A 15,818-nucleotide genomic window follows, 5' to 3' on the forward strand; every position below is an offset into this window, starting at 1 on the left:
GCGGGGGCTTAAACCCTTTTGGGAAAAAGGGTTTAAGAATCCCAAAAACTTTTATCGGGGCTTCGCCACAGAGTAAGGCAAATAGTAAAATATGCAGGCTAGGCCGCATTTTTAATGCAAGGACTGTTTTAAGCTACTAAAATCCTTGTTCCTCAAATACAACAATTAGGGTTTCCAAAGGGGATTATCCCCTTTGGCCGCCGGAGGCGAAATCAGATAATAAAAAGCGCGAAAACGCATCTGATCAAAGCCCCGCAGGGCCGCCGGAGGCATCACCTATCAAAAGCGCACAGCGCATCAGATAAGGATTTCTAAATGGGTTTTGGGAAATACGAACCGGAATTGATTGAAAACAAGTGGCAGAAGGAATGGACCGACAAGGGCGCTTTCCATGTGGAAGCTGACGAGTCCCGTCCCAAATACTACGTGCTGGAAATGTTTCCCTACCCTTCCGGCAAAATTCACATGGGCCATGTCCGCAACTACTCCATCGGTGATGTTGTAGCGCGCTACAAACGCATGAAGGGCTTCAACGTCCTGCACCCCATGGGATGGGACGCTTTCGGCCTTCCCGCTGAAAACGCAGCTATCAAAAACAACACCCATCCCGCCGAATGGACTTACGCCAACATCGACGACATGCGCACCCAGCTCAAACGTCTCGGCTACTCCTACGACTGGCGCCGTGAACTGGCTACCTGTCACCCCGGCTATTACAAATGGGAACAGAAATTTTTCCTGAAGTTTCTTGAGAAAGGACTTCTTTACCGTAAAAAATCTCCGGTTAACTGGTGTGAAACCTGTCACACTGTTCTGGCTAACGAACAGGTTGAAGACGGCCTTTGCTGGCGCTGTGACACTCAGGTTGAGCAGAAAGAACTGGCCCAGTGGTTCCTGCGCATCACCGATTACGCGGAAGAACTGCTGGACAGCCTGAACGAGCTTGAAGGCGGCTGGCCTGAGCGCGTTATCACCATGCAGCGCAACTGGATCGGAAAATCCATCGGTGCGGAACTGGATTTCGAAATTGACGGATACGATGAGAACATCAGCGTGTTCACTACCCGTCCCGACACTCTTTACGGTGCAACTTTCATGTCTCTTGCTGCTGAGCATCCTATGGTGGAAAAACTCATTGACGGCAAACCAGAAGCTGAAAAAGTCCGTGAATTCGTACACAAATGTACCAACATGGATAAATTCCAGCGTTCCGCAGATGATCTTGAAAAAGAAGGCATCTTCACCGGAGCTTACTGCATCAACCCGCTCAATGGAATGAAGATGCCCATCTACGTGGCAAACTTTGTTCTCATGGGCTACGGAACCGGTGCAGTCATGGCCGTTCCCGCCCACGACCAGCGCGACTTCGAATTTGCTACCAAATACGATCTCCCCAAACAGGTTGTAATTCAGCCGGAGGGTGAGACTCTCAATGTTGCCGAAATGACCGAGGCATATTCCGATCCCGGTGTTCTGGTTAACTCCGGTGAATTCGACGGAATGCCCAACGAAGAGGCAAAAGCCGCAATAGTTGAGTATCTCGGCAAGTCCGGCAAGGGCAAAAAATCCATCAATTACCGTCTGCGTGACTGGAACATCTCCCGCCAGCGTTTCTGGGGTGCTCCCATCCCGGTAATTTACTGCGACCAGTGCGGAACTGTCCCCGTCCCCGAAGAAGACCTGCCGGTTATTCTGCCCGAAGATGCGGTCATGAATGAAGACGGCCGCTCTCCGCTGCCCCAGATGGAAAGTTTCGTTAATGTAGTCTGCCCCAAGTGCGGCAAAATGGCCGAGCGTGAAACCGATACCATGGATACCTTTGTGGAATCTTCATGGTACTTCATGCGCTACACCGATGCCCGCAAGGATGACGAAGCATTCGACAGCAAATCCCTTGAATACTGGTCTCCGGTTGACCAGTATATCGGCGGCATTGAACACGCTATTCTGCACCTGCTTTATGCCCGCTTCTTTACCAAGCTGCTGCGTGATGAAGGCTATACCAAGCTCAGTGAGCCGTTTAAAAACCTGCTCACTCAGGGGATGGTCCTCAAAGACGGCGCAAAGATGTCCAAATCCAAGGGCAACGTTGTCGACCCCAATGCCATGATCGGCAAATACGGTGCGGACGCTACCCGCCTGTTCATCCTTTTCGCTTCTCCGCCTGAAAAAGATCTTGAGTGGTCTGATCAGGGTATCGAAGGTGCTTTCCGTTTTCTGAACAGAATCTGGAGACTCGCTGAGGAACTGGACGGTAAAATCAGCCCGGTCGGTGCATGCGCCAAACCTGCGGGCGACCTCCCTTCCGATGCTAAAAAGCTTCGCCTCAAGGAGCACGAGACTGTACAGCGCGCCAGCCGTGACATGGAAAACAAATTCCAGTTCAACACTGTTATCGCCGCGACCATGGAACTGGTGAACGAAATCTATTCGCTCAAGGACAACCTCCTTGAATCCGAAGAAGGCCGTTTCGAGGTGTCTTCAGCTTTCAGCACGGTTCTGACCGTTCTCTCCCCCATAGCTCCTCACATCTGTGAAGAAATATGGAAAACTGTCGGGTACGAAAGCAGCATGGCAGATGTGGCATGGCCCGAGTACGATGAATCCGCAATGGTTACCGATGAAATCCTGATCATCATTCAGGTTAACGGTAAAATGCGCGGAAAGCTTTCCGTACCTGCCGCAGCCACCAAAGAAGAAATCGAAGCTACTGCGCTTGCCCACGAGAACGTGACCAAGCACACAGACGGCAAGACTGTAAGAAAAGTCATTGTTGTCCCCGGTAAGCTTATAAATATTGTTGCTAACTAGGTTAGCCTCCGGAGTCCGGGTAAGGGGAACTTTTGAGAAAAGTTCCCCTTACCCGGACCCAAGCTTTTCAAAATATTTTAGAGGGCTACGCGTCCGTGACTTTTAGAAATTTCCTGTAATGGATGGGTGTGCATTCTTTTGCTGCAACTTTCCTGAACTTAATGCCGCAAGTCGTTAGGAGTGAGAACAATGGCTATTATGAAATCTGTTAAAAATCTGGTTGTACTGCTTTGTCTTGTTTTTGCCGTTACCGCTTGCGGATACCACAACTCCGCCACTGAGCCGAACAGGATCGGAGATAAATTCCGTGAAATTGCGATCAACAAAGTAGAGAACCCCACTCTGGAACGCTGGCTTGAACCTGAACTGCGCTCCATGCTCCGCGATGAAATCACCCGCAGAGGCCAGCTTGCATGGGTAGATAAATCCAAAGCCGAAGCCCTGATCAATATAAGAATAATCAGCCTTTCATCCGGCAGCCGCATTCTCGGAAACAAAGACGTTACCCTCAAATATGACAAGACCCTCAAAATTCAGATGCGTATAGTCAGTGCCGCAGACGGCAAACTGCTCTGGAACTCAGGCCCCGTAGAAGTGACTGAATCCTACTACTCCGGACAGGAAGATGAGACAAATGCACTTGTAACAGAACTTCTCGTACGCAGAATCGTGGATAAAATGAATCAGGCTTACTAGTTTTATCTTAAGTAAAAAATCTTTTTACAGAACGCACAATCCTCTCCGTCTTCCACGATGAAGCCTGAAGGATAAACATGGACGTCATAAACCATTTTGACTGCTCAGGACTGATGAGCACAAGATGAATATAATTTACAGATTTTAGCCAGTGAAGGCTGCCGAAGGTTTCCAAAAGGTATCAAATGTCCAGACCCGGTTACATGTTTCTCATCTGCCCGGATGCAGAGCTCCTTCATGCACGCATTGGAGAACTGCAGGAGCAGTATAATGCCGGAGACTACGAGAAAAAAGTATATTGGGCTGACGAAGAGCTGCCTCAGCAGTTCTGGGATGACCTGACCCTGCAGACCCTTTTCGGCTCAAGCAAGATTGTCATACTGCGCCGAGCCCATAAGCTTAAAGCCGCAGTATGGGATAATATCGACAAGACCGTCGGCTCTCTCTCCAACTCCTCTTTTCTTTTTATGTGTCTTGAAGGCAAATGGGAGCGCAAAGGCCCTCCCGTGCCGGCAGTATTGAAGAAACGCAAATGCTGGAAATTTGCCGACAAACAGAAATGGACATGGCAGTCTGCCGGACTTGATGAAAAAACCATTTCCGGTTTCGTAGGCAAATGGGCCAAGAAGAACGGGATCTCCATTGACCGTCCGGTTATGACTGCACTGACCAAAGCCTTGCCCCGTGATGCCCGGGCCGCCCGGCTGGAACTGGACAAGCTTGAACTTGCAGCCGGTCCGGAGCGCACACTGTTCATGGAGCATATCGCCTTCATAGCGCACAGTGAGGAAATGGACTTTTTCCAATTCATGAGATCCATGTCCGAGGGCGGAGACCCGGTTGAGATTTGGCGTAGAGTCCTTACGAATCATAGCGAAAAAGATTCCATGATCTTTATGCTCACCGCCTCACTGACCAGAGAGGCACGGGCCCTTTGGATGATACTACATGGCGAGGAATCCGCAGTACGACTCCCTCCATTCGTGAAAAAACAGAAAAAGGCTCTTGCCCAACGCATCGGCCCCGCCAGAATAGCCCGCATATTCGACATGGTTCTTGAAGCCGAACTGGGAATTAAAACCGGCCAGCGCAAGCCTGAGCAGGCTCTGGAACTCCTTGTCGCATCACTGACAAATCTTTTTGCGCCCTCTAAACCAGTCCGCAAACATCCTTAACTACCCCCATCTCATTTATCCTTTTTCGTGCAAAAAAACCTTTTTTTCATGAAAATCATGTTTTTTTGCTCCAGAAAGCATCTTTTTTTGTATCACAAGGTTGCTTTGCGGATACATAGTGTTTATTTCAAACTGACGACAGTCAGTAATCAAAGATAAGTTTTCTGACACACGACAATTAACCTGTGACATACTAGGACTCCCAAAGCTGTCTAGGCAGACAATCATCATGAAAAACAAACCCCATTACCACGGACATCGACAACGCTTGAAAGAAAGGCTGTGCAAGGATTCCGCTGGGATGGCTGATTATGAAATTCTTGAACTTTTACTGGGACAGGTACTGCCAAGGCGAGACACGAAACCTATAGCCAAGGAACTTCTGTTTAAATTTGAAACCCTCGGCGGTGTTTTCCGGGCTCCTAAAGAACAGTTGGAAGAAGTAAACGGCATTGGCCCGGGTGTATTGTCTTTTTTCACCCTGATCAATGAATTCTGGACCAGAATTGCGGAAGAACCCATGCTTGAAAGAGAGGTTCTTTCATCGCCGGAGGCGGTATGGAAAGCAGCAATGGCCCGCATAGGGAATCTGTCCAAGGAAGAATTCTGGATTGCACTGGTCAACAACGGCAACAAGGTGATATATTGGGATAGGATGTCAGAAGGCACAGTGGACAAAACCGCTGTCTACCCCCGCGAAATAGTGGCTCTGGCCCTTCGCCATCATGCCGCGGGAATTGTTCTGGCCCACAATCATCCGGGAGGAAGCACTAACCCCTCCCCCGAGGATATGACTTTGACCATGGACATTGCCACCCTCTGCCAGGACATGGGCATCCGCCTTCTGGATCACGTTATAGTGACAGCTGAAGGTTTTTACAGCTTCAAGGAAAAGGGACGTTTATAACACCTCAACCGAACAAGGAGAATCCCATGATCAGAAGCTATCATTGTGTTGTTACCGGTAAAGTTCAGGGCGTTTTTTTCCGTGCATGGGTTAATGACCAGGCAGTTGCATTGAAACTCGGCGGCTGGGTCCGCAACCTCAATCAGGAAAAAGTTGAAGTTCTGCTACAGGGTGATGAAGTCAACATTGCCGAAATGCGCACCAGACTCCTGGTCGGGCCACCCCTTTCTAAGGTTGACGACCTCAAGTGCGAGTGGATCGACTACGAAACCGAGCACAAGGAATTTGAAATCCGTTAACCGCTCGAAACGGTTGACATCAGCTAGACTCTACCCTCCCTTCCCCGTCTTCAGAAGTCGGGGACAGGGTCGTTTTGATTTTTATATACTGGAACTGAAACCATTCTGACCCAAAGGACTATTGCCTTGAAGAAAAAAAAATCACCAATCAAACCGCTGAAACTCAGCAAAAAAAATAACAACAAGGCCGAGAAGCCCAGAGAGCGGAAAAGCCAGAAAGATACAGGTAACGATCAGGGCCTGAACAAGCCTCCTGTTTCTCCGCTCAATGTCCTTCACGATACAGCCGATCTTCTTGAAGACGCGGCTCAGCTACATGAAGACGGTCCGGTTGAAGTTCCTTCAACTCTTCCGGTTCTTGCGGTGCGCGACATAGTGGTCTTCAACTATATGATCCTGCCGCTTTTCGTTGGCCGCGAGAAATCCGTCAACGCTGTGGAAGCGGCAATGACCGGTGAACGCTATGTCATGGTCCTGACCCAGAAGGACGAAAGTATAGAAAATCCGGAGCAGGACGAACTCTATCAGACCGGAACCGTCTGCATGATCATGCGTATGCTGAAAATGCCTGATGGACGCCTCAAAGTCCTTGTACAGGGTGTATCCAGGGCAAAGGTAAAAAGATTTATAGGATCTGAGCCTTTCCATATTGCTGAGATTGAACCAATCCACGAACCGCCCGAACAGGAACTGGACTCCACTCAGGAAGCGCTGGTCAGATCTTCCCGTGAGCAGAGTGAAAAGATTCTCTCGCTGCGGGGAATTTCTTCCGCGGACATTATGAGCGTTCTGAACAACGTTGATGATCCGGGTCGACTGGCTGACCTTATCGCCTCCAACCTGCGTATGAAAGTGCCCGTGGCCCAGTCCATTCTTGAATGCGAACATCCGGTGGAACGGCTGACTCTGGTGAACACCCAGTTGACGCAGGAAGTTGAAGTGGCTTCCATGCAGAACAAAATCCAGTCCATGGCCAAAGAGGGTATGGACAAGGCTCAGAAGGATTTTTACCTGCGTGAACAGCTCAAAGCCATCAAGAAAGAGCTTGGGGAATCAACTGACGAAGCTGAAGAAGCTGAAGAGATCCGTCAGGCAATTAAAAAAGCCAAGATGCCCAAGGAAGTGCGCAAGGAAGCGGAAAAACAGCTCCGCCGGCTTGAAGCAATGCATCCGGAGGCATCTGAAGCAACTGTTATCCGTACCTATCTGGACTGGATGGTGGAACTGCCCTGGACTAAACAGTCCCGGGACAGATTGGATATCATCGATGCCAAAAAAATCCTTGATGAAGACCACTACGACCTCGAAAAAGTCAAGGAACGCATCCTTGAATACCTGAGTGTGCGCAAACTCAACCCATCCATGAAAGGCCCTATTCTCTGCTTTGTGGGCCCTCCCGGAGTTGGTAAGACATCACTTGGCCGTTCAATTGCACGCAGCCTGAAACGTAAATTCCACCGCATGTCTCTGGGTGGTATGCGTGACGAGGCCGAAATACGCGGTCACAGGAGAACCTACATCGGCTCCATGCCCGGACGCATCATACAGGGCATCAAACAGTGCGGAACACGCAATCCGGTAATCATGCTGGATGAAATTGATAAGCTCGGCTCCGATTTTCGCGGTGACCCCTCCTCTGCTCTGCTTGAGGTTCTTGACCCGGAACAGAACAACTCTTTTACCGACCATTACCTTAATGTCCCGTTTGACCTCTCTAAGGTAATGTTCATCTGCACAGCCAACGTCCTTGATTCCATTCCCCGTCCCCTGTTGGACCGTATGGAGGTTATCAGGATTCCCGGTTACACAGAGCATGATAAAATCAACATTGCCAAGCGTTACATCCTTGGCCGTCAGTGCAAGGAAAACGGGCTCAAAGAAGATGAGATGATCATGTCCGATACAATCATCGGCAAGATCATCAAGGAATACACCCGTGAAGCAGGTCTGCGTAACCTTGAAAGGGAAGTAGGCTCTGTATGCCGCAAACTCGCTCGCAAGAAAGCTGAAGGCGAAAAAGGCCCCTTTGAGGTGAACGCGGACAACCTGCATAAGTATCTCGGAATTCCCAAACATCTTGAAGATGAAAAGGAAAGCGAACTTCCCGCAGGTGTTGCTCTGGGACTTGCATGGACTCCTGTTGGTGGTTCAGTACTGCATGTTGAAGTTTCCGCCATGCCTGGCAAGGGTAAACAGCAACTCACAGGACAGCTTGGCGATGTAATGAAGGAATCAGCTCAGGCTGCGGTATCCTTTGCCCGCCAGCATGCTGATGAGTATGGAATCAGTCCCAAATTCCACGAGGAACAGGACCTTCATATCCACGTGCCGGACGGTGCGACACCTAAAGACGGCCCATCTGCGGGTGTTACTCTGGTAACAGCTCTTGTCTCCGCGCTGACCGGAATTCCGGCAAACCCGGAACTGGCCATGACCGGAGAGATCTCACTGCGCGGACGGGTACTTCCTGTCGGCGGTATCAAGGAAAAAATCCTCGCTGCCGTTTCCATGGGTATGAAGCGTGTACTCATTCCTGCCCAGAACGTGAAAGACCTTGAGGATATCCCTCAGGAACTTCAGGACAAGATTGAAATCACTCCCATTGAGAGAATTGACGAGATCTGGCCTATCGCAAAAAGTAAATAGCCTGATTCAATAAATAAATTAAAGCGGCAGCTTTTTAAAGGCTGCCGCTTTTTTATCCTTTCTGAAAATGCGTATTAAAGCTTGCTGATTTCTTGCAATATTCCCAACCGTACTTATATGTAGCCCAGACATTGCCCAGCCTGATATTTTGAGCTATGCAATCTTTCGCAAACAGTTTTTCAAAGCACGGAGAATATAAAGATGCCCATTTTTGAATATAAATGCGCTGACTGCGGCGCCGAGTTCGAGGAGCTTGTCTTCAACCGCGATGAGTGCCCTCCATGCCCAAAGTGTAAATCAGATAAAACCGGCAAACTCATGTCTGCCTGTAAGTTTAAGACCGGCGGCGACATGCCTGATTTCGGAGACATGGGAGCGGCTGCTCCTGCCGCATCTTCCGGCAGTTCCTGCTCTGGCTGCAGTGGTGGCGACTGCTCCTCCTGCGGAAGTTAGCCATATTTAAATTTTAAATCTAAACGGCGGAATAATGAGAAAAATTACCATCGCAACCCGCGGCAGCAAGCTTGCCCTCTGGCAGGCAGACCATATTTCCGATCTTCTGAGGGAAGAATACCCCGGCATTGAAGTCCAATTGCTGAAAATCAAGACCAAAGGTGACAAGATTCTGGATGTCCCGTTGGCGAAAGTCGGCGGTAAAGGGCTTTTCGTCAAAGAAATCGAAGAAGCCCTCCTTGACGGTAGAGCGGATCTGGCTGTCCACAGCATGAAAGATGTTCCGACCGAACTTCCTGAAGGACTTGAGGTGGGAATCATCCCTCCAAGAGAAGCTGAAACCGACACCCTGCTTTCCGTTAAATATGACTCTCTGGCAGATCTTCCTGCTGGAGCAGTGGTCGGGACAAGCAGTCTGCGCCGCCAGTCTCAGCTTCTGGCCCTGCGTGATGACCTCAAGATAGAATCACTGCGCGGCAATCTGGACACCCGTGTCCGAAAGCTTCTTGACGGTGAATTCGACGCAATTGTTGTTGCCACCGCAGGCCTGAACAGACTGGGACTTTCCGCTCCGAAAAGTGAAATCCTCGGTCCTCCGACTTTCCTTCCAGCTGTAGCTCAGGGAGCTCTCGGAATTGAGTACCGTATTGAAGACACCGAGATTCAGGATATCCTGAAATTCATCCATGATGAACTCACTGCACGTCAGGTCCGTGCCGAACGCGGCTTCCTCACCGGCCTTGACGGTGGCTGTCAGGTTCCTATTGCTGCATGGTCCGAACTGGAAGGAGATCAGGTCAAGCTGACCGGATTTGTAGCAGACATTGACGGTTCCAGCCCTATCCGAATGGAAAAGTCCGGCCCTGCTGATGACGCATGGAATATCGGTCAGGCCCTCGCTGAGGATGTTCTAGCTGCAGGAGCCAAAGAAATTCTCGACCGCGTTTACGATAAATGCTGAGGATAAGCCAAAACCGATAACCACTCTGAAACCTGCAACGCCTTGATTAAGGTTTCAGACTACAGATAAATAACCTCTGCGCAGTTAGGTAGATTGCTGGCTAGATTTTAAGCCTGAAGAATCCTGCTCCAGTGGTAGGCAGTTAAATAACAGGGACTCACGTATGTCTGATACGAGAGTTCCTGTTTTTTTGTGACTGACATCGTTCTCCTTTTCAGAGTTCTGCTAGATTTAACTAAACTTTAAAATAGACCATAAAGAAACCTAAAGTTTTCTCTCCTGTTGTCCGATAGGGTAATTAAACAGGATCTTTTAACAGATTTAAATTCAAATTATAACTTCCAGGGACGGAGGTATAAGATGACTAACGGACACGAACTCCACAAGGTGGCCCAGGCCCCCCCCGCAAGGGAAGACAACGATCTGGCAAACTCCATGAAGGCGCTCAGGCGCAAGAGATTGCAGCGCAAGGCTTATGGAGACCCCGAAATGCACCGCGAACTGGTGCGGATTCAATCTTCACCTATTTACAATGCCAACGCGCAACTGATTCAGGCTGTCACAACCAGTCATGGATCTGCATAGGGACAAATTTTCAAGGGCTGACATACAGTTCCTCCTCCATAAACAAGAAAGCGCAGGACTTTTCAGCCCTGCGCTTTTTTATTGAGAAAACATTATAAGCAGATGCTCTATAAAATCCTTAAGCGGGATTTTCCACTTTCGTGATTTGAAACCTGCCCGATATGAGCGGCCAGATCCCCCGCCTCCAAAAGCATATCCACAGCCTGCTGCAGCTTGCTTTCCGGAACCGCCAGAACCAGACCTCCTGAAGTCTGGGCATCAAAGACAAGATCAGTCTTTATTGCGTCAACACTGTCGGCGGCGTAAACCTGTTTGCTGCAGAAATTGCGGTTGGCAAAACTTCCTGCCGGAATCAGTCCCATGGAAGCAAGTTCAAGCGCATCATCCATGAACGGGACTTTATCGAGCCACAATTCCACTGAAACATTGGAAGCATCGGCCATTTCGAGCACGTGTCCGCCCAAACCGAATCCGGTAACATCAGTCGCGCCTTTCAGGCCCAGTTCACGTATAACCTTTCCTCCGCCGCTGTTGAGTCTGGATGACCATTTGTATACATCCTTCTCAAAGCGCTCAGAACCCTCCCATTCAGCCTTGAGAGCTGTTGCCAGCACTCCAGTACCGATAGGCTTGGTCAGCAGAAGATGATCTCCGTTTCTTAATCCTTTATTGGACGAAAATCCGTCAGGATCAACAGCTCCGGTCACTGACAGCCCGTACTTGATCTCATCATCCTCAACACTATGCCCCCCGGCAAGAACCGCCCCGGCTTCACGGATTTTATCCATGCCGCCCTGAAGAATCTCACGCAGAATATCCGGACCCATCTCTTTCATGGGATAACATACTATATTCATTGCGGTCCACGGCTCACCACCCATAGCATAAACGTCAGAAAGGGAGTTGGCCGCGGCTATCTGGCCGAACCAATAGGGATTATTGACAACCGGTGTAAAAAAATCCACGGTCTGAACCAACGCCTTGCCTGCAGGAAAAGAGACAATTGCCGAATCCTCATTTCCGCCGATTCCAGTCAGGAGACGCTTATCTTCAACTGCCAGACCATGCAGTACCTGCTCCAGGTCCCCCGGAGCTATTTTCGCAGCTCAACCGGCTGCTTTTACTGTCTTTACCAGCTCTTTGGGCATGGTCTTCTCCTTATATTTGAAAGATTTCGCACTGTTATCAATCGTTCCTTAAAGCAATCAGGAGGATTCGCCCTATTGCAGGACAATTGATACCTTTCAAAACCAATCGTTCAGTCCGTTAGCCGGATAAATACATTCAAGATATTAACGTGGAAAAATAACACATGCAATCAGATCACCCTCCCGCATCCACTCCGGAATCGCTAAATGTCGCCATTTCATTGTAAATATTTGCTGCAGCCCGAAGCATGAACATTGACAATGCAGCTCCGGAGCCTTCCCCTAGCCGCATATCGAGATGCAGAAGCGGCCTCCGTCCCAATGCTTTTATCACTTTGGAGTATCCCGGCTCCGCTGAAGCATGGGAAAGAACACAATATCCACTTACAGCAGGACAAATCAAGGATGCGGCAGCATAGGCGGCAGTTGAAATGAAACCATCGATACAGATCATCTGGCGATTTCTGGCTCCGCCGATAATCAGTCCCGCCAAGGCGGAGATTTCATATCCGCCGAGAGAAGCGAGAATCCTTAGCGAGTCTCTGGATTTAACGGCTTCCGCATTAACTTCAAGAGCACGCCGGACGACTCCTGTTTTGCGCTTTACCCCGTCAGCATCAATACCGCCGCCAGGACCTGTTATTTCAGCTGCATCAAGATTAAAAAAAGCACAATAAAGAGCTGTGGAGGGGGTAGTGTTGGATACACCCATCTCACCCGTGCCGAGAACTTTTATTCCATGTTCAAAAGATTCATCAGCAAGTTCAATACCGAGAAACAGAGACCTGAGGCACTGCTCCTCACTCATGGCAGGACCTTTGGCAATATTTGCTGTCCCGCAGCCGATTCTGCGCTGTATAAGGTCAGGGTGCTCTGTAAAGTAACCGCCGACACAGCCGGCATCAACAACCTTGAGTTCAACCCCTGAAGTCCGAGCCAGTACGTTTATGCCTGCTCCGCCCTTGAGAAAATTTTCCACCATCTGGCGTGTCACTTCCTGCGGAAAGTAGCTTACATCCTCCTCATTCACCCCATGGTCACCGGCTATGGTATAAATTCTGGACGGGTCCGCCTGTGGCGGATTGCCACCGGAGGCCATGTACATTTTAACGGCCAGATCCTCCAGTCTGCCAAGGCTGCCCAGTGGCTTGGTAAGATTATCGAGATGAGAACGGGCCTCCAACTCAAGCCCGGGATCAACCGCCTTAGCTTCAGCTGTAAGCCGTTGCAGACTTTCCCTTGTAAACTTGTTCATTAAAGTATCCTTAACAGCCATAGGCCTTGGAATGTATTGAGAAACCACTGTATGCTGTGCTATCGTGCTAAGCACAATGAAAAAGAAACTTTGCCTTATCCACGCCAACTGTCAGGGAGAACCGCTAGAGGAGCTTTTAAACCTCAACCCTGACTTCAGCGATCAGTACGAAACCCGGCATTTTACCAATTATCTGCGTGAGCCCATACCGGACAGACTGATTGAAGGCTGTGACCTGTTTCTTTACCAGTATGTAGGTAAAGACTGGGGGAAACTCGGCTCTGATCACCTATGTTCAAAACTTAAGCCACGAAGTGTTTCGCTGGCTATTCCGTCCATGTTCTATAAAAACTACTGGCCCCTGTGGACGAATACTCCCGGCTTCGACTACCCGGACATTTTTCTGGAATCTCTTCTGGAGAGAGAGCTGACAGAATCGCAGATTCTGCACCTGTACCTGAATTCCCGGCTGGACAGAATCTACGACTTCACCACTCTCACGTCCGGGTCAGAAAAGCATGAACTGGCCAAAGAAAACCGCACGCCAATCAAATATGTAGACTATATCAAAGAGAACTACAGAGAGAGAAGGCTTTTCAATACGGTCAACCATCCCGGAAAAGAACTGATGATCCGTACAGCAGACAAGATTCTGAATCAACTGGGAATGGCCCCTCTCACGGACAAGGCTATAAGAGAATACCCGGAAACATTTCCGGAGATTGAATTGCCCATACATCCGCAGGTGGCTGAGAAGCTTGATCTCAACTTCGGGGGCCCGGAAGAAAAGTACTATGTCTACGGAGCGATTATTACTTTTGAAGAATACATAATCCGCTACATCAAATGCCGCAAAAGCGGCATCTCAGACTTCATAGGCTTCCTGCACGCAACGGCAAGTCTCTAGACTCCCTATCAGCTACTGACTTCAGCCAGAACCCCATAAAGGTGATATTACTGCTGTCTGCAAAAGCCTTACATCAACCGTTCAAATCAGGCGGCCCCATCACGATCATTTCAGCCAGAGTAAGGTCGACTTTGGGCATGCTGCGTATTTTATTTCCAAGAAGTCCCATTTCAAGACCTACCAGTTCCTTGTACAACGGAGTCCGGTCAACAACCGGGACATTCTCCATATCTGCAGTAAGATCCTGACACTTGAAGCATCCGGGAAAGGAAAGCTGACGACCGTTAGGCTGGCGAAGAGTGTTGACCACCCCGTGCATACGGCAGATCATCAACCGGTGCTTGTAAACTCCGCAGAGTCCTTCATCGTTCAAAGGACACATTATTTTAGGACGCATACCGTTCTCCAGCATGGCTCTGGCATTGCGCACATAATCTTCGGAACGTTGTATATATTCCTGACGCTTGGCTTCAGGCAACTTGTTCAAGCCGTGCCAGAGATAAATCCATTCCACATAAGTATGGTGCTGAAAATAACTGGTACAGCAGTTTTCTTCACACCCTTCACAGGAAAGACCTATTTTTTCAGCGGTATCAGAATATACAGAAGCCATCCGGCCATATAGCGCATCAAGCTTGCGGAACACAGCCTGTCTGGTCATTTTTTTCATTATCTATCCTTAAATGCTATTTTCTTTTGATTTGAGCCACTGGAGAACCTGCTCAGTGCACTCAGTCGGAGAACATTTATCAGTATCCACGATGAAATCGGCGTACTGCTCATAAAGGGGCATTCTTTCAGCATAAAGATCTTCCAGATTCTGGCCGGGCATTCTGGCAAGGCCACGCCCCTCCCCGCCTCCGACCCTCTGCAGGCAGACATCGAGGCCAATACGCAGATACACCACAGGGCCAAGCCCCTTCAGCCTCTGCATTGCCAAAGGGCCGTACACAACACTTCCCCCGGTTGAAACAACTGTGCGTACAACTCCGAGACTCGAAAGAATATACTCTTCCGCCTTGCGAAATTCAGGCACCCCCAAATGATCGACTATATCCTGAAGGGAACGGCCGTAATAGGCCTCAATCACGCTGTCAGTATCTATATGTTCCCAGCCGAGCCTGCCCGCCAGCAGAGGGGCAAGAGTAGACTTTCCCGCCCCGGCCATGCCGATAAGACTGACTGAACAGTCCTCAGAAAATTTTGAATTCCATTCTTCCATTATATAACAATGCGTTTAGCGCGATTTATAATTTAATATTCAAATCAGACTACGCCAAAGGTCCTGCTCTGCCTGCTTCCATACCCTTCACGGTATCACAAGCTTTTTTCTTTCACCCGGAGAGCAGATCAGTCAGCGGTCCTGACTAGTTAACCATTTCTCAAGACTGAATCAGAACGACCCTGTCTTCCTCATCTCTTTCCCGGACAAGTACGTTCACATGCTGATTTTCAAAAGTCTTTACTTCCTTACCGACATAGTCTGCGCGAATCGGCAATTCACGGTGACCACGGTCAACCAGCACCAGAAGCTCTACACGCTTCGGACGTCCGAAATCAAGGACAGCTTCAAGGGCAGCCCGAACGGTCCTGCCGGAAAATAATACGTCATCAACCAGAATAACTGAGGCCTTTTCAATATCAAACGGGATTTCCGTGCAGTTGATACTCGGCTGTCTGGTTAAATTGGTCCAATCATCCCGGTATAGATTGATATCAAGCTTCCCAAGAGGTATCTTTCTGCCAAGACGCTCATCAAGAAGTTCTTTCAGACGCTCGGCAAGGTCCGCTCCACGACGCTGGATACCGATGATGGCCAGATTATCATCATCCCCCCTGCGTTCAGTTATCTCAGAAGCCAGCCTGTCCAAAGTGCGGGCCATAGCCTTTTCCGAAAGGATGATCTTTTGTTCTGTCATGTAAAGCGCTCCTGAAAGAAGTTGATTCTTATTTTCAAAACTGTTCAAATCACATC

The 15,818-nt window shown here is 49.2% G+C and carries 16 protein-coding genes; 10 read left to right on the forward strand and 6 right to left on the reverse strand.

From position 1 onward, the window contains the following. Window positions 1-315 precede the first annotated feature (315 nt). The 3 genes from leuS to holA all read left to right on the forward strand — a co-directional run bounded on the left by leuS (window position 316) and on the right by holA (window position 4,682). On the forward strand, window positions 316-2,811 hold the full coding sequence (gene leuS, locus ACZ5PW_RS19680) for a leucine--tRNA ligase (RefSeq protein ID WP_464556717.1): 2,496 nt from the start codon (window positions 316-318) through the stop codon (window positions 2,809-2,811). A gap of 189 nt (window positions 2,812-3,000) precedes the next feature. Then, window positions 3,001-3,507, forward strand: coding sequence for an LPS assembly lipoprotein LptE (gene lptE, locus ACZ5PW_RS19685; protein WP_464556718.1), 507 nt, complete (start codon window positions 3,001-3,003; stop codon window positions 3,505-3,507). A gap of 185 nt (window positions 3,508-3,692) precedes the next feature. After that, window positions 3,693-4,682 carry a DNA polymerase III subunit delta gene (gene holA, locus ACZ5PW_RS19690; RefSeq protein WP_464556719.1) on the forward strand — a complete coding sequence of 330 codons (990 nt, stop codon included), beginning with the start codon at window positions 3,693-3,695 and terminating at the stop codon, window positions 4,680-4,682. Between the two features lie 15 nt (window positions 4,683-4,697). On the opposite strand, the gene ACZ5PW_RS19695 is transcribed toward holA, so the two are convergent. Beyond that, on the reverse strand, window positions 4,698-4,874 hold the full coding sequence (locus ACZ5PW_RS19695; protein ID WP_464556720.1) for a hypothetical protein: 177 nt from the start codon (window positions 4,872-4,874) through the stop codon (window positions 4,698-4,700). Between the two features lie 37 nt (window positions 4,875-4,911). Between ACZ5PW_RS19695 and radC the strand changes: the two genes are divergently transcribed. The 6 genes from radC to ACZ5PW_RS19725 all read left to right on the forward strand — a co-directional run bounded on the left by radC (window position 4,912) and on the right by ACZ5PW_RS19725 (window position 10,533). After that, window positions 4,912-5,589 (forward strand): RadC family protein, encoded by a 678-nt coding sequence (gene radC, locus ACZ5PW_RS19700; RefSeq protein ID WP_464556721.1) that lies wholly within the window; start codon window positions 4,912-4,914, stop codon window positions 5,587-5,589. A gap of 26 nt (window positions 5,590-5,615) precedes the next feature. Next, window positions 5,616-5,888, forward strand: coding sequence for an acylphosphatase (locus ACZ5PW_RS19705; RefSeq protein ID WP_464556722.1), 273 nt, complete (start codon window positions 5,616-5,618; stop codon window positions 5,886-5,888). 240 nt (window positions 5,889-6,128) lie between these two features. Then, entirely contained in the window at window positions 6,129-8,534 is a 2,406-nt protein-coding gene (gene lon / locus ACZ5PW_RS19710) for an endopeptidase La (protein ID WP_464560463.1), read from the forward strand. Between the two features lie 201 nt (window positions 8,535-8,735). After that, window positions 8,736-8,987 carry an FmdB family zinc ribbon protein gene (locus ACZ5PW_RS19715; RefSeq protein ID WP_464556723.1) on the forward strand — a complete coding sequence of 84 codons (252 nt, stop codon included), beginning with the start codon at window positions 8,736-8,738 and terminating at the stop codon, window positions 8,985-8,987. A 34-nt stretch (window positions 8,988-9,021) separates the two neighbouring features. Beyond that, window positions 9,022-9,948: a hydroxymethylbilane synthase gene (hemC, locus tag ACZ5PW_RS19720; protein ID WP_464556724.1), complete on the forward strand. Its 927-nt coding sequence runs from the start codon at window positions 9,022-9,024 to the stop codon at window positions 9,946-9,948. Window positions 9,949-10,308: 360 nt separating this feature from the next. Further along, the gene (locus ACZ5PW_RS19725) at window positions 10,309-10,533 is read left to right on the forward strand and encodes a hypothetical protein (protein ID WP_464556725.1); all 225 of its coding nucleotides are present in this window, start codon (window positions 10,309-10,311) and stop codon (window positions 10,531-10,533) included. Between the two features lie 107 nt (window positions 10,534-10,640). Here the strand turns inward: ACZ5PW_RS19725 and selD are convergent, their stop codons facing one another. After that, entirely contained in the window at window positions 10,641-11,681 is a 1,041-nt protein-coding gene (gene selD / locus ACZ5PW_RS19730) for a selenide, water dikinase SelD (RefSeq protein WP_464556726.1), read from the reverse strand. A 175-nt stretch (window positions 11,682-11,856) separates the two neighbouring features. Next, window positions 11,857-12,936, reverse strand: a complete 1,080-nt coding sequence (gene cobT / locus ACZ5PW_RS19735; RefSeq protein ID WP_464556727.1) for a nicotinate-nucleotide--dimethylbenzimidazole phosphoribosyltransferase — start codon at window positions 12,934-12,936, stop codon at window positions 11,857-11,859. 76 nt (window positions 12,937-13,012) lie between these two features. Here cobT and ACZ5PW_RS19740 point away from each other — a divergent pair, with 76 nt between their 5' ends. Next, window positions 13,013-13,843: a WcbI family polysaccharide biosynthesis putative acetyltransferase gene (locus ACZ5PW_RS19740; RefSeq protein ID WP_464556728.1), complete on the forward strand. Its 831-nt coding sequence runs from the start codon at window positions 13,013-13,015 to the stop codon at window positions 13,841-13,843. Window positions 13,844-13,916: 73 nt separating this feature from the next. Here ACZ5PW_RS19740 and ACZ5PW_RS19745 read toward each other — a convergent pair whose 3' ends face one another. From ACZ5PW_RS19745 to pyrR, 3 genes are all read right to left on the reverse strand, one after another. Continuing rightward, window positions 13,917-14,513 (reverse strand): hypothetical protein, encoded by a 597-nt coding sequence (locus ACZ5PW_RS19745; protein ID WP_464556729.1) that lies wholly within the window; start codon window positions 14,511-14,513, stop codon window positions 13,917-13,919. A 9-nt stretch (window positions 14,514-14,522) separates the two neighbouring features. Beyond that, window positions 14,523-15,065: a homoserine kinase gene (gene thrB, locus ACZ5PW_RS19750; RefSeq protein ID WP_464556730.1), complete on the reverse strand. Its 543-nt coding sequence runs from the start codon at window positions 15,063-15,065 to the stop codon at window positions 14,523-14,525. A gap of 160 nt (window positions 15,066-15,225) precedes the next feature. Further along, window positions 15,226-15,762 carry a bifunctional pyr operon transcriptional regulator/uracil phosphoribosyltransferase PyrR gene (gene pyrR, locus ACZ5PW_RS19755; RefSeq protein ID WP_464556731.1) on the reverse strand — a complete coding sequence of 179 codons (537 nt, stop codon included), beginning with the start codon at window positions 15,760-15,762 and terminating at the stop codon, window positions 15,226-15,228. Between the last annotated feature and the right edge of the window lie 56 nt (window positions 15,763-15,818).

It is taken from the genome of Maridesulfovibrio salinus (assembly GCF_055394525.1).